Genomic DNA, 20394 nt, shown 5'->3' on the forward strand with positions numbered 1-20394 from the left:
CAACATGGCTGAAAGCTTAATACTTGAAGGGCGAAGGGAAAGAACATTCCCTAGAACAGTTAAGCCTAGACCACAACGGTATGCTAAGAACAAAAATGCCGTTCACTCTTAAGTGAACGGCATTAGCCACAGTGCTGGCGTTTTTTTATCCATTAGAAAAATACACATTGCTTTATTTTGGGGCTTTACATCATTTCGTAATAAAGCCACTATGAATCCACGAACAATAGAATGAAGCGGTGATAGGGAGCATGTCGCTCTGTGTCATCAATATTGAGGAAGTAATGGCAGGAAACAGTATCGGACAACATTTTCGGGTGATGACATTCGGAGAAAGTCACGGTATCGCACTAGGATGTATCGTCGACGGATGCCCTCCGGGCTTAGAAATTACAGAAGCTGACTTACAGATAGACCTAGATCGTCGCCGTCCTGGCACATCTCGCTATACAACGCAGCGCCGTGAAGCGGATGAAGTCAAAATTCTTTCTGGTGTATTTGAGGGGAAAACCACAGGTACATCGATTGGTCTATTAATTGAAAATACCGACCAACGTTCAACCGATTATTCAGACATTAAAGACAAGTTTCGCCCCGGTCATGCCGATTATACCTACCATCAAAAATATGGCATTCGCGACTATCGTGGTGGTGGCCGTTCATCAGCACGTGAGACAGCGATGCGAGTGGCAGCGGGAGCCATTGCGAAGAAATATCTCAAACAAGAATTTGGGGTTGAAATTCGCGCTTACTTGTCACAAATGGGTGATGTTTGTATCGATAAAGTGGATTGGAATGAAATTGAGAATAACGCCTTTTTCTGTCCAGATGCAGACAAAGTGGCGGCATTCGACCAACTGATCCGTGATTTGAAAAAAGAAGGTGATTCGATCGGTGCAAAGATTCAAGTTGTCGCGACAAACCTGCCTGTTGGTTTAGGTGAGCCAGTATTTGATCGTCTAGATGCGGATATTGCGCATGCTTTGATGAGCATTAATGCGGTGAAAGGGGTAGAGATTGGTGACGGTTTTGATGTCGTGCAGCAAAAAGGCAGCCAGCATCGAGATCCTCTAACACCGAACGGCTTTCGCTCAAATCATGCCGGCGGTATTTTAGGCGGTATTTCGACTGGGCAAGATATTGTTGCCAGTATTGCGCTTAAACCCACGTCAAGTATTACAGTACCTGGCGATACCATTACTCGCACGGGTGAACCCACACAACTTATCACGAAAGGTCGCCATGATCCTTGCGTTGGTATTCGCGCTGTGCCCATTGCCGAAGCAATGCTGGCGATTGTGTTGATGGACCACTTACTTCGTCATCGCGGGCAGAATTTTGCGGTTCAAACCGAAACGCCTAAAATCTAATCCAGCATAACCGAATTAAAATGAAAAGCGCCCTTCTTGCTAGGGCGCTTTTGTTTTAAGCAATTTTCTGTTTGGCCAATTTCCGCGGCTGAATGAATTTTTTATCGAAACAAGTCAGCTAACTAAATATCTAACATCGGAATATCTAACATCGGATTGTGGCTAATGAATCTGATTTTCAGCATCAAGCTGGAAAGAAGGCAAACGCCATTTAAAACGCACTGCCGCCATACGCAATAAATAACCCACAATAAGCGTTACTATCGTGCTGGTGACATCATTGATGCCGAATGCGAGTAAGGTTAAATAAAGCCCTGAAGCGACTAATGAAACCGAAGCGTAGAGTTCTTCATGCAGTACCAGTGGCGTTTGTCTGCAGATTAAATCGCGTAATAACCCACCAAACACCCCAGTGACCAACGCAGAAACCATACAAATGCCGGGATGCAAACCCATGCCCATTGCGACTTTTGTGCCTATGATACTGAACACAATTAGCCCCAATGCATCTAAACGAATGAACAACCCTTTGAGTTTGATTACCCATTTAGCTAAGCCTGTGGTGAGAACGCCTGCGATACAGGTAATGGCTAAAAACTCCGGATTCTTCACCCAACCTAGCGGATAATGGCCGAGTAAAATATCCCTCACCGTACCGCCTCCAATCGCAGTGGCACTCGCTACTAACATCACACCGAACCAATCCATTTTTCGACGGCCTGCACTCAATGCGCCAGTCATCGCTTCGGCAGTAATACCAATAATATATAAAACACTGAGCAACATAATGCGGTACTCCGACAGCACTTCCTTAGGTATATAAGAACCCAGAAAGCGGTTGAACTTAAAAATGGAGGCGCAAGTGTAGTAGTAAAGTCAGGCGATGGCGAATGAGATTTTATGCCAAGAAACCGTTTGACCGATTAATAAAACTAATGAAGTGGGGCGATTGAATGGCTTTACCTGACTACAGAAAAATAAGAGAATGCGTTGAGAAATTTTTGCCTGCATGACTGAGCGATGACACATCAATACCAAGACTTGATCTCCCTGTTCAATGACACTTTTTTTGAGCCATTCAATACGCGTTTAGAGCTCGGTGGTGATGAGCCGATTTACTTGCCTGCTGATGCGCAAATCAATCATCACCGCATCATTTTCGCACGAGGCTTCTTTGCCTCGGCACTGCACGAAATCGCGCATTGGTGTGTCGCCGGCCCTGAACGGCGATTGATGGAAGATTTTGGCTATTGGTATCAACCAGACGGGCGAACCGCGCAAGTTCAAGCCGAATTTGAAAAAGTAGAGGTTCGCCCTCAAGCGTATGAGTGGATTTTATCGGTCAGTGCTGGCTTTCCTTTTACTGTGAGTTGTGACAACCTACACGGCGATTTTGAACCAGACCGTATCGCCTTTATGACTCAGGTACATCGTGAGGTAGTCGCTATCTTACAGGTTGGGCTTCCACCCCGAGTGAAGATGCTGTCAGATGCATTACGTGCTTTTTATGGTACGACAGAATTAAGGCTAGAGCACTTTATTATCAGGTAACTAGCTAAATAATAAGAGAAAATGAGAGTTGTATGATTATTGGATTTGAAGAAAAACTGCTGGAAATGATTGATGCACGTATTGCGACGGCATCGGACGATGAATTGTTTGCGGGTGGTTATTTGCGAGGTCATATTTCTTTGTCTGCAGCCGCGTGTGAAGATGAAGGAATTGACGATCTATCTCTGTTTAAAGCACGAATTGAGCAAAGCCTAGAGCAAGCGCGCACAGAGCTTACGCCTGCAGACCGCGTGATTGTGTTCGATTTATGGACCGAGCTTCACAACCAAGCTTAAGATGAGCACACTTAACTCATTCGAATTCTTTGAATGAGTCCGTAAAATTTTTATGGTTGTTGTTAATTTGTGCGATCGCTATGCTTAAGCCATATTCGAACACACAAGGGCAACACCATGAAAGTCATCGCATTTGGAGCATCAAACAGCTCAACTTCAATCAATAAAGCATTGGCCACTTACACCGCTCACCTCATTGAAGGTGCAGACGTGGTGGTGCTTGATATTAACAACTATACCGTTCCTATGTTTAGCGAAGATCTTGAAAAAGAGCTTGGTCAAGCCGAAGGCGCTCAAGCTTTTCTGCGTGATCTTGCTCAAGCGGATGCGTTTGTTATCTCTTTTGCTGAGCATAATGGCCACTACCCAGCGGCGTACAAAAATTTATTTGACTGGGCAACACGCATTGACCGTGAACTATTCAAAGGTAAACCTGCTGTTTACCTAGCCAGCTCTCCAGGTCCTGGTGGCGCGCAATCGGTTTTGGCGGCGGCAAATAATTCTGCTCCTTATTTTGGTGGTAATGTAAAAGCGTCTGTCTCGGTACCGAGTTTTTATGACAATTTTGACTTGGCTACGGGTCAAGTGACTAACCCAGAAGTGGCGGCACAATTGAAAGACGCGATTGCGAAGCTCGTATAGCTTTCTTGTCTCGTTTTAAGTTCGTCTCACGTTAAGTTTCACGCCTTTTCGCGTGAAAAAGTGAGCATTAAAAAAGCCTTGCTGGATAAGTAAGGCTTTTTTCTATGATGGGTTTTATCGAGGAGTACGTTCGGTGATGGCTTTGCCTTTTTTGAGTTTTCTCACCCACATTCGACTTGGATGAAGCGTTTCGAGTACATCAACAGCAAGTGGTAGCGGATCGCCATTCATTTGTGAAGCCAGCAACTCAGCCATTAATGGCGCAGAACTTAGTCCTCGCGATCCTAGCCCGAGCATGCAGTACAAATGAGGATAGTGAGCCACAGATGGAGTCTGTTGCGGATCTTGTGACGGTAACGGCTGGTAGTCGATCTTGATCTGTTCAAAGTTGCCCACATTCCCGACAAACGGCAAATGATCGCGGCTGACACAGCGAATGCCTTGGCGAGATTGATTGCTAGATGTATCGACTTGCTGTGTCCAGTTTTGGTCGTTAATACAACGGGTTAAGCGTTGTCCATTCTCTTGCTGTGCCGCCGCATCGAATGCTTGGTTGATTTGACTTCGGTCATAGCTTGCGCCAATGCAGTGCTGTTTAGTGTTGGGGTTGTGCGGTGTCATATAGCCGTCGTAACACAACACGCTGCTCAGCTTTTGCAATGTTTTTGAGGTTGGAATATGGCTTACTTGTCCTTTCACTTTGCCAAGTGGCAACGCTTGTGTTTGCTCGAAATGGTCAAATTGATGCCCGTTTGCAATTACCACACACTGATGGTGCTTTTCGCTACCATTAACACTTAATGTCCACTGCCGTTGTATTTCATCCCAGCGCAAAGACTTCACCTCGTGATTGAAATAGGCGTTGAATCGCTCACTTTGGCTTAATTGGTCAAACAGGCCTTGTGTCAGTTGAGCAGGGCAAAGCCATCCTCCGAGTGGGTAATGTAAGCTGACCATGTCAGTCGGTAAGCCGACGTTTTGTAACGTTGCTTGTTGATCGCAGTAGTGCATTAGCTGAGGGTTAAATTTCCCTTCAAGCATCGCCATCTGTTTTTGGGTCGATTTTTCATCCCACATCAATTGGGTCACACCACACCAATCATGATCAAAAGGGACGGTTTGCGCCATTTGTTCAACAAATTGCCGAGCAAACAGAAAAGCGGGCGCAAAAACACGCGATACACCACTGTGGTTTTTATTCAGCAGTGGGTAAACCGCACCTTGTCGGTTACCTGAAGCACCTTGAGCGGCCTGAGGATCGGCGCAATACAGGCTGACATTGATACCGCGGCGATTGAGCATTTTAGCTAATGTGGCACTGGCAATGCCGCCGCCGATGATCGCCACGTCGGTAACATTGGTTGTCGGCGCAATCGCAAACCAAGGTTTTATATTGCTGTACGGCGTTTTGTGTTCCAGTTGACCAGCTATCATCTCTCTTTTGGTGCCAAAGCCTTTCACTTTTTTCATCGAAAAGCCTGCTTCTATCAATCCGCGTCGTACAAAACCTGCGGCGGTAAAAGTGGCGCACGTGGCTTTGTGTTTCGCCAGTTTGGCCATATTCTCAAACAGCGTTTGATTCCACATTTCAGGGTTTTTACTGGGAGCAAAACCATCCAAAAACCATGCGTCTACCACGCCTTGCTCAGTCGTGGGAACTTGCGGCATACACTCTTTGATATCACCGAACCAAAGATCAAGGGTAATGGCGCCATCATCAAGAACAATGCGATGACATTCTGGTACTGCAATCGGGTAGTGTTGTTGAAGCTTTTTCGCATAAGTCGCTAATTCAGGCCACGATTGGTGCGCTGTTATCAAGTCGTGTTTATTGAGCGGATATTTTTCAAAACTGATAAAATGCAGCGCTTGCAATGGCGCATTTGGGTTTTGTTGCCTAAACGCATCAAATTCTTGCCATACAGCGAGAAAATTTAACCCAGTGCCAAACCCCGTTTCGGCAATGACGAATCGTTTTTGGTCATATTGGTGCCATCTTTGTGGTATATGATTTTGGGAAAGAAACACGTAACGCGTCTCTTCTAGGCCGTTAACGTTGGAAAAGTAAACGTCATCGAATTGGTCGGAAACGGGTGTGCCCGCTTCATTCCAACCCAGTGTTGCGTTGGTTATGCTGGTCATAATGGTGTAATTCTGTGAAATCGGGCGATATATAGCTCGAGATTGTACGAATTTCTGGGAAAGCTGACCACTTTTGTTATTCTTCTTAGTTATTATCTAAGCGAATTTTGAATTATAGGAATGTCACATGAAACGAGTCGTAATCACCGGTATGGGTATTGTTTCAAGTATCGGTAACAACGTCGAAGAAGTTTTAGCGTCTCTAAAAGCAGGAAAATCAGGTATTACCGCTTCTGAGCAGTTCAAAGAGAACGGTTTACGCTCTCAAGTGTGGGGTAGCCTAAAAATGAACCCTGCTGACCATATTGATCGCAAACAGATGCGTTTTATGGGTGATGCGGCCGCGTTTGCATACCTATCAATGGAACAAGCGATTGCAGATTCAGGTTTAGCACCAGAGCAGGTCTCTAATGACCGTACTGGTATTGTGGCTGGTTCTGGCGGTGCGTCGTCGTATAACCAAGTTATTGCTGTCGACACATTGCGCACAAAAGGCGTGAAGCGCGTTGGTCCTTACATGGTTCCACGTACTATGTCTTCGACTGTTTCAGCCTGTCTTGCTACGCCATTTAAAATCCGTGGCGTCAACTACACCATGAGCTCCGCTTGTGCGACGTCGGCTCACTGTATTGGTCACGCAATGGAACTTATTCAATTGGGTAAGCAAGATGTTGTGTTTGCAGGTGGTGGTGAAGAGCTCGATTGGTCTTTAACTATGATGTTTGATGCAATGGGTGCGTTGTCAACTAAGTACAACGAAACACCAGAAAAAGCGTCACGTACTTACGATGCTGACCGCGATGGTTTCGTGATTTCAGGCGGCGGCGGCATGGTTGTGGTTGAAGAGCTTGAGCATGCACTGGCTCGCGGCGCAAAAATTTACGGTGAAATCGTCGGTTACGGTGCGACATCCGATGGCTACGACATGGTGGCTCCATCAGGTGAAGGTGCTGTGCGTTGCATGAAGATGGCAATGCAAGCGGTAGATAGTGTGGATTATGTCAATACACATGGTACTTCCACACCTGTCGGTGATGTAAAAGAGTTGGGTGCCATTCAAGAAGTGTTCGCTGGCAACAGCCCAGCTATCTCGGCAACAAAAGCAATGACTGGCCACGCATTGGGTGCGGCAGGTGTGCATGAAGCCATCTACTCTACCTTGATGCTTCACCACGGCTTTATCGCGCCAAGCATCAACATTGACAATTTAGATCCAGCGGCTGATGGGCTTGATATTGTGACCGAAATGCGCGAGCAAGAGCTAACCAGTGTGATGTCTAACAGCTTTGGTTTTGGCGGTACGAACGCGACGCTAGTGATCAAAAAGTATCAAGGCTAATGCGCCTACACACCTCTAATAAAAAGGTTTCCAGAGCGGGTCAGCTTAGCTGATCGAACAGACGCAGACTCTGTCCCATGGAGAGCGGGACGGGATCCTTTTGTTCTGGGTTTTTGCCCGGTTTCCGTGAGGAGCCGGGCATTTTTATGGAAAGCGGGATTTCTTCTCGACAGTCTGTGCGCTTTTCTGCACAATTCCTTCAATTTCGAAAATTGTGAACTCCGCTATGAAAATCCTTATTGATGAAAACATGCCTTATGCTGAATCGTTATTTAGCCAGCTTGGTGAGGTGGTGTTGAAACCCGGTAGAAGCTTAACGGCTGATGATCTTATCGACGTTGACGCCTTGATGATTCGTTCTGTTACGAAAGTAAATCAAGCACTATTAGCGAAAGCCAATAAATTAAAGTTTGTTGGTACGGCGACGGCAGGTATGGACCACGTTGATCAAGCGCTTTTGGCTGAAAGAGGCATCTTTTTTACTGCCGCACCGGGGTGTAATAAGGTGGGAGTGGCAGAGTATGTTTTCAGTGTATTGATGGTGTTAGCACAGCAGCATGGTTTTTCTGCCTTAGATAAAACCGTTGGCATTATTGGTGCTGGTCAAGTCGGCAGCTATTTAGCCGAGTGTTTAGCGGGGATTGGCATTAATGTGCTGCTCAACGATCCCCCAAAACAAGCACAAGGTGATTGCCGCGAGTTTACTCATCTTGATGTTTTACTTGATAAAGCGGATGTCATTACGCTGCATACACCCATTACTAAAAGTGGTGAATGGCCAACCTATCACTTGATTGATGAAGTTCGACTTGCCCAGTTGCGCAGTGATCAGATCTTGATCAACGCGGCTCGTGGCCCTGTGGTGGATAACCAAGCGCTGAAACAACGCCTACAGAAAAATGATGGTTTTATTGCCGCTTTAGACGTGTTTGAATTTGAACCTGAAGTGGATATGGAACTGCTGCCTTTGCTCGCCTTTGCGACGCCACATGTGGCTGGCTATGGGTTAGAAGGTAAAGCCCGAGGCACGACCATGATTTTCAATAGTTTTTGTGAGTATCTTGGCGATGACCATTGCGCGAATGCCAGTAGTTTATTACCCGAGGCTCCCATTGCCAAAGTGTATTTATCACGCGGTTGGGATGAGGAAACATTACACAGTTTAACCCAATTGATTTATGACGTACGCAAAGATGACGCCTTGTTTCGCCGTGAAATTGGCAAACCAGGTGCTTTTGATCAAATGCGTAAACTTTATTGGGATAGAAGAGAATATAGCGCGATGACTGTCGTCGGTAGTGAGTCGTGTGATCTCACTCCCTTAGCTAAATTAGGTTTTAAAACAGAGGTAACAAATGAGCCAAGAATTTAATATCGCTATTTTAGGAGCAACCGGCGCGGTTGGTGAAACCATGCTTGAAGTGCTCAAAGATCGCAAATTCCCCGTTGGTGAACTTTACCTACTTGCCAGTGAGCGTAGTGAAGGTAAATTCTACCGCTTCAATGGTAAGACCATACAAGTACAAAGTGTCGAAGATTTCGATTGGTCACAAGTTCAGATTGCACTGTTTTCCGCTGGTGGTGAATTGTCCGCAAAATGGGCACCTATTGCCACAGAAGAGGGCGTGGTAGTCATCGATAACACCTCACATTTCCGCTATGAGTACGATATCCCACTTGTTGTGCCTGAAGTGAACCCTGAAGCGATTGCGGATTTCCGTAACCGCAATATTATTGCGAACCCAAACTGCTCAACCATCCAAATGTTGGTGGCGCTAAAGCCGATTCACGACGCTGTGGGTATCGAGCGAATTAACGTATCAACTTATCAGTCCGTTTCAGGAGCCGGGAAGTCAGGCATTGATGAGTTGGCGGGACAAACCGCAAGGCTGTTAAACGGTGTTTCGGCCGATCCTGATGTGTTTAGCCAGCAAATTGCGTTTAACTGCATCCCACAAATCGACCAGTTTATGGATAATGGTTACACCAAGGAAGAGATGAAAATGGTGTGGGAAACGCAAAAAATATTCAATGACTCAACCATTATGGTCAACCCAACTTGTGTACGCGTGCCAGTTTTTTACGGCCATGCTGAGTCACTGCATATTGAAACACGCTTACCGATTGATGCTGAGCAAGTTATTGAGTTATTAGAGAAAACTGAAGGTATTGAAGTATTCAGCGGGAATGATTTCCCCACGCAAGTTCGCGATGCGGGAGGGAAGGATACGGTTCTTGTAGGGCGTATTCGCAACGATATCAGTCACCACAGTGGCATTAACATGTGGGTAGTGGCAGATAACGTGAGAAAAGGCGCTGCAACAAATGCGGTACAAATTGCGGAAGTGTTGATTCGAGATTATTTCTAATTCATACCTAAGTAAAAAGGCACTCCTTTCTCTTTACACAAAAAAGCCGAGTGATTGATTCACCCGGCTTTTTTATTATCGTCCAGCTCAAGGCTGAGAATGATGGCTATCTTTTTGACTTGTGCGCGTTAGGGTTCTGCTTGCAACTGCCGTCGGCACATTTACCATATAGATAAAGACTGTGATTGGTGAGCTGTACATTATATTGCTCGGCAATCTCTCTTTGGCGTTGTTCGATCACCTCATCTGAAAACTCAATCACTTCACCACAATCTAAGCACACTAAGTGGTCGTGGTGGTGTTGTGTTGAAAGTTCAAAAACGGATTTTCCACCTTCAAAATGGTGACGAGTGACAATACCCGCATCATCAAATTGGTTTAATACTCGATAAACAGTCGCGAGACCGATTTCTTCACCAAGATCAATCAATTTCTTATACAGTTCTTCAGCGCTGATATGTTGGCATTCAGGCTGCTGTAGCACTTCTAAAATTTTTAGCCTAGGAAGGGTAACTTTAAGACCTGCATCCTTGAGCGCTTGGTTATTATCTGACATACACTTTCCTGTTGATGATCTGCAGCAGTTAACAGAATTCATAATTGCGATCATTATAGGGGAGTCACTGCTAACAATAAACCACGAAGTTCAAAGGGTTACTTTATATTTGTCACAAAGCCGCGCAATATCACTGATATAACAGCTCTTACCAGTTACAATTGCGTAACATTTATTAGTGATTGAGTCGATAGGTTTAAAAGGTGAGCACGGAATGAATCACTCTTTAGCAAGATTTTATAAGCCAAATATTGTTAAGTGGGCGTTAAATAGCTGGCCTCCTTTTTGGGGCGCTGGTATCCACATTGATGAAATTAGTAGCGACTTCCGTCAGGTGAAAATGCGCTTAAAGCTGCGGTGGTGGAACAAAAATGCCAATCGCACTCAGTATGGTGGCAGCATTTTCTCTCTTACTGACCCTGTTTACTCTTTGATGTTAATGGGGATTTTGGGTGAGCAATATTATGTATGGGACAAAGAGGCCAGCATCAACTTTATCAAACCGGGCCATTCTGATTTGTATGCGGAGTTTCTGATAACGCAAGACCAACTGGATTCAATCTTAGTGAGCACGGCCAATGGGGATAAATGCTTTCCGGAATTTGTTATCCATGTTAAGGATGCCAAAGGCGAAGTGGTCTCTGAAGTGCAACGTAAATTGTACGTGCGCAAAAAACCTAAATATAGAGAAGAGAGTGATGCAGACAAAATGGTTACTTTTTGTGACCGCTAAGGCTGTTCATTCTGCATTTGGCACAGCTCAATCCAAGCTTCGGCGGTGCGAGAAACGTACCGTTCCGCGTGCCATATTAATCCTAAGTGCCAATCAATACTGGGTGTCATCGGTTTGACTAAGACGCCTTCTCCTTGAATTCGTCGACAAAGTGGTTCGGGTAGAAAAGCAACGCCTACGCCACTTTTGACCAACGCGACTAAAAAATCCCATTGGCTACTGCGCGCTGCAACTTGTGGTGTAAATCCGTGTTGTAGGCAGAATGAGTGGATGTAGTCACTCAGCGTAAAATCATGGGTATAGAGGTAAAATGGCTCATTTTGTAGTTGCTCCCAACCGATGGCTTCTTGCTGCTTCCAAGGAGATGAATCGGGGAGTACGGCACAAATGGGGTAACTGTCTAAGGAGAGTGACCGCAGATTGTCAATCGGATGAGGCGAAAGCATGGTGACGGCTACGTCAATTTCGCCATTGAGAATAGCTTGCTCTATTTTACGTCCGCCATACTCAACGATGGTGAGCTCTACATTAGGGTAGGTTTGGCGGTATTGGCGGATCAGACCTGCGTAAAGGTGTCCAACCATTGGTGGAATTCCGAGATGCAGTTGTCCCTGCTTTACCTGATTGAGATCGACCAGCTCGGCTTCTAACTGAGACATCTGCGCTAAGATCTCTAGCGCTCTTTGATAGACAACTTCTCCTGCATCGGTAAGCCAGAAACGTCGACCTTCACGATGTAATAGTGGCTGTTCAATTTCCTGCTCTAAACTGCGGATCATCTTACTGATAGTGGGCTGGGTGACGAACAGTTGCTCGGATGCGCGGGTAAAGCTTTGTTGATTGACCAATTCAACAAAATAGCGCAGTGCTTTAATATCCATAATATCTCCTTTTATCATTCCATTTTGGCATGAAAATGATAATAAAAAGTCATTTTACGATGGTTTTATGGCTTAATATAATGTGACTAATTTCACAAAACGGCATTAGTCTCATCATGCAAAGAATAAGAAACAGCCAAAGAGTAAAAAACAATCTGCAAACAGTGGTACAAGTTGTTGCGCTATCAATGATCTGGTTTTTGGCGGATTTTCTAGTCAGCACTTTTCATATTCCTTTACCAGCAAATTTAACTGGCATGCTATTGCTGTTAACTTTAGTGATTATGCGAGTTGTAAAAGTTGATTGGCTGCGCAAGGGAGCAACTTGGTTATTGGCGGAAATGCTGTTGTTCTTTGTACCAGCGGTCATTGCGGTCGTTAACTATCAAGAGTTAATGCAACAGCAAGGGTTACGAATTATGGCGGTACTTGTCATCAGTACCATCATGGTCATTGCTATTACTGCTTGGACCGTTGATAAAATGTATCGTTTAGAGCTGATATTAGCGCGTAGAAAAAGCAACCGGGCAATACGGCTAACTAAAGTGGAGCGTTCATCATGAGCTCACTACTTACCTCAACGCTGCTTGGTGTATTTTGCTTGCTGTTAACCTTGGCTTTTTACTATGGCAGCAAGTGCCTTTATCAACGTAAACGTTCTATTTTTTTAATGCCGCTGCTATTGGCCCCTATATTGTTAGTGGCTGTTGTGATGATCTTTCACATCCCTTACCAAACCTATATGGCAGAATCTCATTGGTTATTGTGGCTACTTGGTCCGGCTACAGTGGCTTTTGCTATTCCGGTCTATGACAACCGATTGTTGATCAAGCGCCACTGGCTCTCTCTATCCGTGGGAGTGATCGTATCGGTTGTGGTGGCTGTGGGGAGCACGGTTTTGTTGGCTCGTTGGTTTGAATTACCCGATATGCTTCAGCGCAGTTTAGCGATGCGCTCGATTACCACGCCTTTTGCTGTTGAGGCGACGAAGTCAATTGGTGGGCAAAGTGATCTGACTGCTCTATTTGTGGTACTTACTGGGGTTATAGGCATGGCGGTAGGTGAAGTGGTGTTAGCGTTATTATCCATTCGCTCTGGGCTTGGTAAAGGAGCCAGTCTTGGCGCTTCCGCGCACGGTGCAGGAACGGCAAAAGCGTATCAAATTGGCAATGCTGAAGGGGTAGTGTCGAGTGTGGTGATGATGATTGCGGGCATGGTCACTGTGTTGCTTGCTCCATTTATCGGTCATCTACTTTGGTAAAGCAAAGTGCTTGAACATGGACCAATAAAAAATCCCCTCGCAAGGGGATTTTTTATGTTTAAGAGATTAGCCTTCAAGTTCAGCTAAACACATCTCTTCATAAATCTGCTTAACCCATGTGCTGACGCGCTGTTCAGTCAGCTCTGGTTGACGATCTTCATCGATGCATAAACCAATAAAGTGGCTATTGTCACCCGCAACCAAGGCTTTAGAGGCTTCGAATTCATAACCTTCAGTTGGCCAGTGGCCAATAATCGTTGCGCCTTTGCTTTCGATAATATCACGCACTGTACCCATCGCGTCACAGAAGTATTCAGCGTAGTCTTCTTGATCGCCGCAACCAAAAATAGCAACTAATTTCGTTGAGAAGTCGATCGCTTCTAATTCTGGGAAAAAATCATCCCAATCACACTGCGCTTCACCGTAGTACCAAGTAGGGATACCCAGTAACAATAAGTCAAAATTATCAATGTCTTCTTTGCTGCTTTTCGCAATATCTTGAACGTGAACGAGCTGCTTACCCAGTTGCTTTTGAATCATTTTCGCAACGGCTTCAGTATTACCGGTATCGCTACCAAAGAAGAGGCCTACACTTGCCATAGAATCATTACCTTTAATTTGTCATTTTCTGGCGGATGAGCGTGTTCTTTACCCCAGTCCGGTGCCTTCCCAACTGAGTTGGATAAGTCCTTTAAGGATAAAGCCAGCACAACCTAAAAACAGAACTAGCCATACAATACGGCGCCCAAATGGCGGTACATTACCTTGCTTAAGGACATCTTTTATTGCCATACCGATAAGAAAAAATATAGACGCAAAAAGAAGATCGAGTCCAATCGACTCAAGCATGTTCATGTAGTCGTACAGCATGGGTATCCTTTATGCCAATTTGCTTGAGCGCACTATAACACTGTTATTCGTCAAAGTTAATGCGCGCATTGGTACCTATTTCACACTTGTTGTTTCACAGTAAAGCGACTAGCTGCCAATGAACTTTCTGATCGCTCGTAAAACTTCAACGGGCTTTTCTGCGTGTAGCCAGTGCCCTGTGTTGGCGATGACGTGTGCTTTCGCTTGGCTAAACTGCTGCTGGATCATTTCTTGGTGTTCCGCTAGTAGATAGTCAGAGTTGCTGCCTTTAACCAATAAGGTTGGAACAGAGCTGCAAGGGATTGGTTCCCAGCCTAAAATATTCCAGTAATTTTTTTCAATGGCGGGGACATTAAAACGCCAGCTCATTACACCATCTTCTCGTTTAAATAACGATTTACTGAGAAATTGTCGTACACCTTCTAGCTCAATATGTTGCGCTAAAATGGCCATGACCTCTGCTCGCGAGGTAGGCTGCTGCGCAATAACCGCGTTGAGCCCCGCCAGTACGTTATCATGTTTCCGATGCTGATAGCTAACGGGTGCCATATCTAAAACCACCAGTTTGGCGACTTTGGATGAGGCGATGTCAGCCAGCTTCATGGCAACTTTACCACCCATTGAATGGCCAATCAGCGTGACTGAATCACAAGCTAACTCTTCGAGTAAACTAGCAACATCGAATGCCATACTCGCGTAATCATGTTCCTCACTGTGAAATGATTGACCGTGATTACGCAAGTCAATACTCAATACTTGGTGATCGGCTTTTAGGTCTCTTGCAAGTAAACCTAGGTTGTCTAAATTGCCGAATAAACCATGGATCAAAACAACGGTGTGACCTTCACCTTCGAGTTTGTAATTAAGAAGTGCTGACATTTTATCTTATTAGTGATTGGTTTAACGTAGAGTATCAGTGAAGATCTCGCTATAATCCCTCAGAGTTTAAACATTGAGATTGTGAAAAGCGAATGAAAACAATTGAGGTTGATGAGGATCTATACCGTTATATTGCCAGCCAAACCCAACATATTGGAGAAAGCGCGTCGGATATTTTACGCCGTTTGCTCAATGTTGACGGTAAAGTGTCTGCAGCAGCGGTCGTGACGCAAGTAAGTACCGAGCCCAAGGGCATTGTTGTGAGTAAAGATGCCGTACAAGAGATACAGATTGATAGCGTAAAAGAGATGCGTTCTTTGCTCATTTCTGATGAATTTGCGGCTTTGAAAAAAGCAATTGATCGTTTTATGTTGGTGCTTTCAACCTTATACCGTATCGATCCAGTAAGTTTTGCTGAAGCGACCTTAGTGAAAGGACGTAAGCGTGTGTATTTTGCTGATAACGAGCAAACCTTGCTTGCTAGTGGGCAGACAACCAAGCCAAGAGCGATTCCAAACACACCATTTTGGGTCATTACCAATAACAATACTAGCCGCAAACAACAGATGATCGAGCAGCTGATGGTATTGATGAATTTCCCGAGTGACATTATTGAGAAAGTGACGCACTCAATCTGATTTGTGCCCATTCATAGATAAAAATCTGATTCAAGCCTCATACTGCGGACCACTAAGTCCGTATCATGAGGCTTTTTATTTCGTTGTTATTTTAAGAAAGGATGTCAAAAATGGCTATGCACCCACGCGCCGGACAAAAAGCACGGCAGGAAGACTTACATAATATCCCTGCGCTCGTTGCAAACTACTTTTTACTTCAACCTGATGCGGCTAACCCAGACCATAAAGTGCAATTTGGTACTTCGGGGCATCGTGGTTGTGCGGATAAATCGACATTTAACGAAAACCACATTCTTGCTATTGCTCAAGCGGTAGCAGAAGTGCGCGCTCAGCAAGGAACCACTGGGCCGATTTTTGTCGGAAAAGACACGCACGCACTCTCTGAGCCTGCTTTTTCTAGTGTACTTGAAGTACTGATCGCTAATGAAATTGAAGTGATCGTTCAACAGGATAATGGCTATACGCCAACGCCGGGTATTTCACATGCAATCTTGACTCATAACTTGAAGCACGCGCAAAAAGCTGATGGCATTGTGATCACGCCTTCTCATAATCCACCACAAGATGGCGGTATTAAATACAATCCTACCCATGGCGGCCCTGCTGAAGGGGAAATCACCCAAGCGATTGAAAACCGAGCCAATGAGATCATTGCAGAAGGCATGCAAGGCGTGAAGCGTCTGCCTATTATGTCGGCAAAGCAATCGCCGCTGTTTAAACAAGTTGATCTTGTGAAACCTTATATTGATGACTTAGTGAATGTGATTGATATGGAGGCCATCCAAAAAGCCAATCTAAAACTGGGTGTTGATCCGCTCGGTGGCAGTGGTATTGATTATTGGCGTCAAATTGGCAAAGCGTATCAGCTTGATTTAACACTGGTGAGCGAAGCGGTGGATCCGACATTCCAATTTATGTCACTCGATAAAGATGGTGTAGTGCGTATGGACTGTTCTTCTCCTTATGCAATGGCGGGGTTATTAGCGTTAAAAGAGCAGTATGATCTCGCGTTTGGTAATGACCCTGACTACGACCGCCACGGCATTGTCACTCCGAAAGGTTTGATGAACCCAAACCATTTCTTAGCCGTATGCATCGATTATCTGTATCGTCACCGCAAGCAATGGCGTAAAGAAGTGGCTGTTGGTAAAACGTTAGTATCAAGTGCATTGATTGACCGTGTGGTCGCCGATCTTGGCCGTGAGCTGTGTGAAGTACCTGTCGGCTTTAAGTGGTTTGTTAATGGCTTATACAGTGGTCACTTCGGTTTTGGTGGTGAAGAGAGCGCAGGTGCGTCATTCCTGCGTAAAGACGGAACGCCTTGGTCAACGGATAAAGACGGTATTATCCTTTGCTTACTGGCGGCGGAAATCACCGCTGTCACAGGTAAAAATCCGCAGCAATATTATGAAGATCTGGCCGCGAAACATGGAGAGTCTAAATATAGTCGTATTCAAGCTGTCGCAAATGGCCCGCAAAAAGCAGTGCTGAGCAAATTATCACCAGAGATGGTCTCTGCGCAAACATTAGCGGGAGATGAGATCACAGCCCGCTTGACGCATGCTCCCGGCAATGGCGCAGCCATCGGTGGATTAAAAGTGACCACTGATTATGGCTGGTTTGCTGCTCGTCCATCAGGCACAGAAGATATTTATAAGATCTATTGTGAAAGTTTTAAGGGCGATGAGCACCTCAAGCAAATCGAAGCGGAAGCGCAACAGATTGTTAATCAAGTCTTTGCCGACGCTGGTTTGTAAGCAAACTTATCAATTTAAATAGGCGGCCAGAGGCCGCCTATTTTATATTTAGTCGTCTATTATCTTGGTTAAAGCTGAGGCCAACTGTCGGGAACGATGAACCAGAACTTTCCGCTGTCACTTTGGCAATGCACAAAACCATGTTCTTCATTTGCTGTGTAACGCGTGCAGTTTTTACCTTTCCCGCTAATCCATTGAGGCTTTTCCAGTAAGAATAACGCTTCATCTATTTGATGTGACTGGCTTTGATAACACCAAAAACCAGCAATTTGTGACGGATTGAGTTTATAACCTAGGCATTCACTAGGAATAGGTTCATCGTGAAAAGGGTTTACATATAAGCGCCCTTGCATCAGTAAATGACGGCTAACGTCACGCCAAAGTGGGTAAGCCGCACTAAATTGGGCTGATTGGGAAAGGGTCAATTGGTGGTTCAGCATATGTTCAAGTTTGAGATCTAATCGATCTTGAGCATTGGGACCATACCACAGCCCTTGATGTAGCAGATAAAACTTCACTGCGACTTCCCAATGCTCATAACGCTGACTGCGTTTATTTTTGATGACAAAATCTAGCGAACCTAGTGTACTTCCTGCTTCGTTCAATTGAATTTCTTCAGAAACGGCGGAATAAGTGGGGTTTAGCGTAAACAATAAAGAACATAAATGCTGGTATAGAAAGCCTAACCTAGGGTTCCCTCTATACTCTTCTTTCAATATCGGAACATTGGGTAAAAAAGGAGTACGTGCCGCGACTACACCCTCTCCTTGGAAAAGAGTAGGGGTTGTCGACACCCAGTGTGCCAGTGTGTTGAGGTCCATTGTCATTAATTGTTCTCGTCCTTATTTTTCGACATTCTAGCTTGAAATTGTTATAACCACGCTAATGATAAAACTCAATTTTGGAATGAAAGATGGATAATTTAAAACTTGAAGCTCTGCTCAATCAAAAGCTTAATCCTCAATTGATTAAAGACTATTGCCCTAATGGATTGCAAGTTGAAGGTCGCACTGAAATCAAAAAGATTGTGACGGGTGTGACGGCCTCGCAAGCGCTGATTGAACAAGCAATTGAACGAAATGCTGACGCTTTATTAGTGCATCATGGTTATTTTTGGAAAAGTGAGCCTGAGTCCATCCGTGGAATGAAAGGCCACCGGATCCGAGCTTTGATACGAAATGATATAAATTTATACGCATATCATTTGCCGTTAGACATCCATCCAGAATTAGGCAATAACAAGTTGTTAGCTGATTTGTTGGGGATTCATGTTGATGGCGGATTAGAAGGGCACCCGCAGTCGGTCGCCATGTTCGGCCATTTTGAACAAGCGTTGACAGCTGATGAGCTCAGTCAACGAATCGAGCAAGCTTTACAACGACGGCCACTGCACGTAGCTCCGAGCTCAAACAAAATCATCAAAACGGTGGGTTGGTGTACTGGTGGTGGGCAAGATTACGTCGATCTAGCGGCGCAGCACGGATTAGATGCGTTCATCTCTGGTGAAATATCAGAGCGGACTACCTACTCAGCAAGAGAGCAAAATATTCATTATTTTTCTGCAGGGCACCATGCCACAGAGCGTTATGGTGTGAAGGCACTGGGAGAATGGTTAGCGAGCGAATATGGCTTTGAGGTTGAGTTTATCGATATCAATAACCCTGTGTAGTGGGCTTGTTTCTGATCAATGTATCAAATGAAAAAAGAGCGAGTGGGAACTCGCTCTTTTCTATTAGGTACTATGACTGGGTTTGCTATTCGCGTTCGTGTAACGGTTTAAAGTTGCGCATTTTTTGACCAGTGTAAAGTTGGCGAGGACGGCCAATTTTATTATCTGGATCACTGTGCATTTCATTCCAGTGGGCAATCCAACCGATAGTGCGAGACATTGCGAAGATAACGGTAAACATAGAGATTGGAATACCGATAGCCTTCAGAATAATGCCTGAGTAGAAATCCACGTTAGGGTAGAGTTTTTTCTCAACAAAGTATTCGTCAGAAAGCGCGATGCGCTCAAGTTCCATCGCCACATCTAACAGTGGGTCTTGAATATTCAGCTCTTTGAGCACTTCATGGCAAGCCTCACGCATTACCGTCGCTCTTGGGTCGTAGTTTTTATAAACTCGGTGACCAAAACCCATCAAGCGGAATGGATCATCCTTATCTTTTGCTCTGACGACATACTCAGGAATGTTATCAACGTTGCCTATCTCTTCTAGCATACGCAGACAGGCTTCGTTAGCACCCCCATGAGCAGGCCCCCACAACGAGGCAATGCCAGCCGCAATACAGGCAAACGGGTTAGCACCAGAAGAACCGGCAAGGCGAACCGTTGAGGTTGACGCGTTTTGTTCATGATCGGCATGCAGTGTGAAAATTTTATCCATCGCGCGTGCAACCACAGGATTCACTTCATACTCTTCACACGGCGTTGCAAACATCATGTGTAGGAAGTTCTCGGCATAGCTTAAGTCATTACGCGGGTAGATAAATGGTTGGCCGACAGAATACTTGTAGCACATCGCCGCCAATGTTGGCATTTTTGAGAGTAGGCGGTAAGCCGCTATTTCTCGGTGTATATCATTATTAATATCAAGTGAATCATGGTAGAACGCAGCAAGCGCTCCAACCACACCACACATTACAGCCATTGGGTGAGCGTCACGGCGGAAACCGTGGAAGAAACTTGCGATTTGCTCATGAACCATAGTGTGACGCGTCACCGTATGTTTAAACTCTTCATATTGCTTACGATTAGGGGCTTCACCGTAAAGAAGAATATAACAAACTTCCAAGTAATCAGCGTTATTGGCTAATTGATCAATAGGGAAGCCGCGGTGCAGTAACACCCCTTTTTCGCCATCGATATAAGTGATTTGAGATTCACAAGATGCAGTGGCAAGAAAACCAGGGTCAAAAGTGAAGTATCCGTTGGCTCCTAGTTTACGAACGTCGATTACTTGTGGGCCTACAGTCCCATCCATAATCGGCAGCTCGATTGGCGCTTTACCTTCAATATGAAGGGTCGCTTTCTTATCTGCCATAACAATCTCCTTTGTTTATTATTTAATCCGTCCAGGATGTTTGTGTGACATTTTTTTACGTGTGTT

Annotated in this window: 22 protein-coding genes; 13 read left to right on the plus strand and 9 right to left on the minus strand. The window is 45.0% G+C overall.

What is annotated here, in order from left to right; all coding sequences use genetic code 11:
- The first annotated feature begins 284 nt into the window (after positions 1-284).
- Complete coding sequence (aroC, locus tag AACQ75_RS11575) at positions 285-1370, plus strand: chorismate synthase (protein ID WP_026028357.1); 1086 nt, start codon at positions 285-287, stop codon at positions 1368-1370.
- A gap of 162 nt (positions 1371-1532) precedes the next feature.
- Here aroC and AACQ75_RS11580 read toward each other — a convergent pair whose 3' ends face one another.
- Positions 1533-2156: a trimeric intracellular cation channel family protein gene (locus tag AACQ75_RS11580; RefSeq protein WP_026027295.1), complete on the minus strand. Its 624-nt coding sequence runs from the start codon at positions 2154-2156 to the stop codon at positions 1533-1535.
- Between the two features lie 234 nt (positions 2157-2390).
- Here AACQ75_RS11580 and AACQ75_RS11585 point away from each other — a divergent pair, with 234 nt between their 5' ends.
- From AACQ75_RS11585 to AACQ75_RS11595, 3 genes are all read left to right on the plus strand, one after another.
- A complete protein-coding gene (locus AACQ75_RS11585) occupies positions 2391-2921 on the plus strand; it encodes an elongation factor P hydroxylase (RefSeq protein ID WP_017045732.1) in 531 nt (176 codons plus the stop codon).
- A gap of 32 nt (positions 2922-2953) precedes the next feature.
- The gene (locus AACQ75_RS11590; protein ID WP_013856329.1) at positions 2954-3217 is read left to right on the plus strand and encodes a YfcL family protein; all 264 of its coding nucleotides are present in this window, start codon (positions 2954-2956) and stop codon (positions 3215-3217) included.
- A gap of 117 nt (positions 3218-3334) precedes the next feature.
- Positions 3335-3859 carry an NADPH-dependent FMN reductase gene (locus AACQ75_RS11595; protein WP_026028358.1) on the plus strand — a complete coding sequence of 175 codons (525 nt, stop codon included), beginning with the start codon at positions 3335-3337 and terminating at the stop codon, positions 3857-3859.
- A 114-nt stretch (positions 3860-3973) separates the two neighbouring features.
- On the opposite strand, the gene mnmC is transcribed toward AACQ75_RS11595, so the two are convergent.
- Positions 3974-6001 (minus strand): bifunctional tRNA (5-methylaminomethyl-2-thiouridine)(34)-methyltransferase MnmD/FAD-dependent 5-carboxymethylaminomethyl-2-thiouridine(34) oxidoreductase MnmC, encoded by a 2028-nt coding sequence (gene mnmC, locus AACQ75_RS11600; protein WP_170888694.1) that lies wholly within the window; start codon positions 5999-6001, stop codon positions 3974-3976.
- 127 nt (positions 6002-6128) lie between these two features.
- On the opposite strand from mnmC, the gene fabB reads away from it, so the two are divergent.
- The 3 genes from fabB (at position 6129) to AACQ75_RS11615 (ending at position 9709) form a co-directional block, all read left to right on the plus strand.
- Positions 6129-7340, plus strand: coding sequence for a beta-ketoacyl-ACP synthase I (fabB, locus tag AACQ75_RS11605; protein WP_017047845.1), 1212 nt, complete (start codon positions 6129-6131; stop codon positions 7338-7340).
- 226 nt (positions 7341-7566) lie between these two features.
- Positions 7567-8712 (plus strand): 4-phosphoerythronate dehydrogenase, encoded by a 1146-nt coding sequence (locus tag AACQ75_RS11610; protein ID WP_170888695.1) that lies wholly within the window; start codon positions 7567-7569, stop codon positions 8710-8712.
- Positions 8696-9709 carry an aspartate-semialdehyde dehydrogenase gene (locus tag AACQ75_RS11615; RefSeq protein ID WP_170888696.1) on the plus strand — a complete coding sequence of 338 codons (1014 nt, stop codon included), beginning with the start codon at positions 8696-8698 and terminating at the stop codon, positions 9707-9709. The genes AACQ75_RS11610 and AACQ75_RS11615 overlap by 17 nt, the downstream gene beginning before the upstream one ends.
- A gap of 106 nt (positions 9710-9815) precedes the next feature.
- Here the strand turns inward: AACQ75_RS11615 and fcrX are convergent, their stop codons facing one another.
- A complete protein-coding gene (gene fcrX / locus AACQ75_RS11620) occupies positions 9816-10265 on the minus strand; it encodes a ferric iron uptake transcriptional regulator FcrX (protein WP_010318689.1) in 450 nt (149 codons plus the stop codon).
- 214 nt (positions 10266-10479) lie between these two features.
- Here fcrX and AACQ75_RS11625 point away from each other — a divergent pair, with 214 nt between their 5' ends.
- Positions 10480-10998, plus strand: a complete 519-nt coding sequence (locus AACQ75_RS11625; RefSeq protein ID WP_010318688.1) for a DUF4442 domain-containing protein — start codon at positions 10480-10482, stop codon at positions 10996-10998.
- Here AACQ75_RS11625 and AACQ75_RS11630 read toward each other — a convergent pair.
- Complete coding sequence (locus AACQ75_RS11630) at positions 10995-11879, minus strand: LysR family transcriptional regulator (RefSeq protein WP_026028061.1); 885 nt, start codon at positions 11877-11879, stop codon at positions 10995-10997. The two genes, AACQ75_RS11625 and AACQ75_RS11630, sit on opposite strands and share 4 nt — an antisense overlap.
- A 116-nt stretch (positions 11880-11995) precedes the next feature.
- On the opposite strand from AACQ75_RS11630, the gene AACQ75_RS11635 reads away from it, so the two are divergent.
- The gene (locus AACQ75_RS11635; protein WP_013856338.1) at positions 11996-12442 is read left to right on the plus strand and encodes a CidA/LrgA family protein; all 447 of its coding nucleotides are present in this window, start codon (positions 11996-11998) and stop codon (positions 12440-12442) included.
- Complete coding sequence (locus AACQ75_RS11640) at positions 12439-13140, plus strand: LrgB family protein (protein ID WP_088729037.1); 702 nt, start codon at positions 12439-12441, stop codon at positions 13138-13140. Before AACQ75_RS11635 ends, AACQ75_RS11640 begins: the two co-directional genes overlap by 4 nt.
- A 66-nt stretch (positions 13141-13206) precedes the next feature.
- Here the strand turns inward: AACQ75_RS11640 and fldA are convergent, their stop codons facing one another.
- The 3 genes from fldA to AACQ75_RS11655 all read right to left on the minus strand — a co-directional run bounded on the left by fldA (position 13207) and on the right by AACQ75_RS11655 (position 14889).
- Positions 13207-13740: a flavodoxin FldA gene (gene fldA, locus AACQ75_RS11645; protein WP_013856340.1), complete on the minus strand. Its 534-nt coding sequence runs from the start codon at positions 13738-13740 to the stop codon at positions 13207-13209.
- A gap of 48 nt (positions 13741-13788) precedes the next feature.
- Positions 13789-14010, minus strand: a complete 222-nt coding sequence (locus AACQ75_RS11650) for a DUF2788 domain-containing protein (RefSeq protein ID WP_010318683.1) — start codon at positions 14008-14010, stop codon at positions 13789-13791.
- Between the two features lie 108 nt (positions 14011-14118).
- Complete coding sequence (locus tag AACQ75_RS11655; protein ID WP_017045728.1) at positions 14119-14889, minus strand: alpha/beta fold hydrolase; 771 nt, start codon at positions 14887-14889, stop codon at positions 14119-14121.
- 92 nt (positions 14890-14981) lie between these two features.
- On the opposite strand from AACQ75_RS11655, the gene seqA reads away from it, so the two are divergent.
- Complete coding sequence (gene seqA, locus AACQ75_RS11660) at positions 14982-15527, plus strand: replication initiation negative regulator SeqA (protein ID WP_010318681.1); 546 nt, start codon at positions 14982-14984, stop codon at positions 15525-15527.
- 110 nt (positions 15528-15637) lie between these two features.
- Positions 15638-17284, plus strand: coding sequence for a phosphoglucomutase (alpha-D-glucose-1,6-bisphosphate-dependent) (gene pgm / locus AACQ75_RS11665; RefSeq protein WP_170888697.1), 1647 nt, complete (start codon positions 15638-15640; stop codon positions 17282-17284).
- Between the two features lie 68 nt (positions 17285-17352).
- On the opposite strand, the gene AACQ75_RS11670 is transcribed toward pgm, so the two are convergent.
- Positions 17353-18111 carry a DUF1853 family protein gene (locus AACQ75_RS11670; RefSeq protein WP_170888698.1) on the minus strand — a complete coding sequence of 253 codons (759 nt, stop codon included), beginning with the start codon at positions 18109-18111 and terminating at the stop codon, positions 17353-17355.
- 86 nt (positions 18112-18197) lie between these two features.
- Between AACQ75_RS11670 and AACQ75_RS11675 the strand changes: the two genes are divergently transcribed.
- Positions 18198-18953, plus strand: coding sequence for a Nif3-like dinuclear metal center hexameric protein (locus AACQ75_RS11675; RefSeq protein ID WP_094165161.1), 756 nt, complete (start codon positions 18198-18200; stop codon positions 18951-18953).
- A gap of 85 nt (positions 18954-19038) precedes the next feature.
- Here AACQ75_RS11675 and AACQ75_RS11680 read toward each other — a convergent pair whose 3' ends face one another.
- Complete coding sequence (locus AACQ75_RS11680) at positions 19039-20328, minus strand: citrate synthase (protein ID WP_017042719.1); 1290 nt, start codon at positions 20326-20328, stop codon at positions 19039-19041.
- Between the last annotated feature and the right edge of the window lie 66 nt (positions 20329-20394).

Source organism: Vibrio sp. B1-2 (genome assembly GCF_963888445.1).
In the GTDB taxonomy this organism is placed as follows: Bacteria; Pseudomonadota; Gammaproteobacteria; order Enterobacterales; family Vibrionaceae; genus Vibrio; species Vibrio anguillarum.

Bases quoted from the DNA above. Each gene is read 5' to 3' on its own strand.
- fabB (WP_017047845.1), top strand. From the start codon at position 6,129: ATGAAACGAGTCGTAATCACCGGTATGGGTATTGTTTCAAGTATCGGT.
- fldA (WP_013856340.1), bottom strand. From the start codon at position 13,740: ATGGCAAGTGTAGGCCTCTTCTTTGGTAGCGATACCGGTAATACTGAA.
- AACQ75_RS11615 (WP_170888696.1), top strand. From the start codon at position 8,696: ATGAGCCAAGAATTTAATATCGCTATTTTAGGAGCAACCGGCGCGGTT.
- AACQ75_RS11640 (WP_088729037.1), top strand. From the start codon at position 12,439: ATGAGCTCACTACTTACCTCAACGCTGCTTGGTGTATTTTGCTTGCTG.
- AACQ75_RS11625 (WP_010318688.1), top strand. From the start codon at position 10,480: ATGAATCACTCTTTAGCAAGATTTTATAAGCCAAATATTGTTAAGTGG.
- mnmC (WP_170888694.1), bottom strand. From the start codon at position 6,001: ATGACCAGCATAACCAACGCAACACTGGGTTGGAATGAAGCGGGCACA.
- AACQ75_RS11650 (WP_010318683.1), bottom strand. From the start codon at position 14,010: ATGCTGTACGACTACATGAACATGCTTGAGTCGATTGGACTCGATCTT.
- AACQ75_RS11630 (WP_026028061.1), bottom strand. From the start codon at position 11,879: ATGGATATTAAAGCACTGCGCTATTTTGTTGAATTGGTCAATCAACAA.
- AACQ75_RS11670 (WP_170888698.1), bottom strand. From the start codon at position 18,111: ATGACAATGGACCTCAACACACTGGCACACTGGGTGTCGACAACCCCT.
- AACQ75_RS11585 (WP_017045732.1), top strand. From the start codon at position 2,391: ATGACACATCAATACCAAGACTTGATCTCCCTGTTCAATGACACTTTT.
- fcrX (WP_010318689.1), bottom strand. From the start codon at position 10,265: ATGTCAGATAATAACCAAGCGCTCAAGGATGCAGGTCTTAAAGTTACC.
- AACQ75_RS11610 (WP_170888695.1), top strand. From the start codon at position 7,567: ATGAAAATCCTTATTGATGAAAACATGCCTTATGCTGAATCGTTATTT.
- seqA (WP_010318681.1), top strand. From the start codon at position 14,982: ATGAAAACAATTGAGGTTGATGAGGATCTATACCGTTATATTGCCAGC.
- AACQ75_RS11580 (WP_026027295.1), bottom strand. From the start codon at position 2,156: ATGTTGCTCAGTGTTTTATATATTATTGGTATTACTGCCGAAGCGATG.
- AACQ75_RS11675 (WP_094165161.1), top strand. From the start codon at position 18,198: ATGGATAATTTAAAACTTGAAGCTCTGCTCAATCAAAAGCTTAATCCT.
- AACQ75_RS11590 (WP_013856329.1), top strand. From the start codon at position 2,954: ATGATTATTGGATTTGAAGAAAAACTGCTGGAAATGATTGATGCACGT.
- AACQ75_RS11655 (WP_017045728.1), bottom strand. From the start codon at position 14,889: ATGTCAGCACTTCTTAATTACAAACTCGAAGGTGAAGGTCACACCGTT.
- AACQ75_RS11595 (WP_026028358.1), top strand. From the start codon at position 3,335: ATGAAAGTCATCGCATTTGGAGCATCAAACAGCTCAACTTCAATCAAT.
- aroC (WP_026028357.1), top strand. From the start codon at position 285: ATGGCAGGAAACAGTATCGGACAACATTTTCGGGTGATGACATTCGGA.
- AACQ75_RS11635 (WP_013856338.1), top strand. From the start codon at position 11,996: ATGCAAAGAATAAGAAACAGCCAAAGAGTAAAAAACAATCTGCAAACA.
- AACQ75_RS11680 (WP_017042719.1), bottom strand. From the start codon at position 20,328: ATGGCAGATAAGAAAGCGACCCTTCATATTGAAGGTAAAGCGCCAATC.
- pgm (WP_170888697.1), top strand. From the start codon at position 15,638: ATGGCTATGCACCCACGCGCCGGACAAAAAGCACGGCAGGAAGACTTA.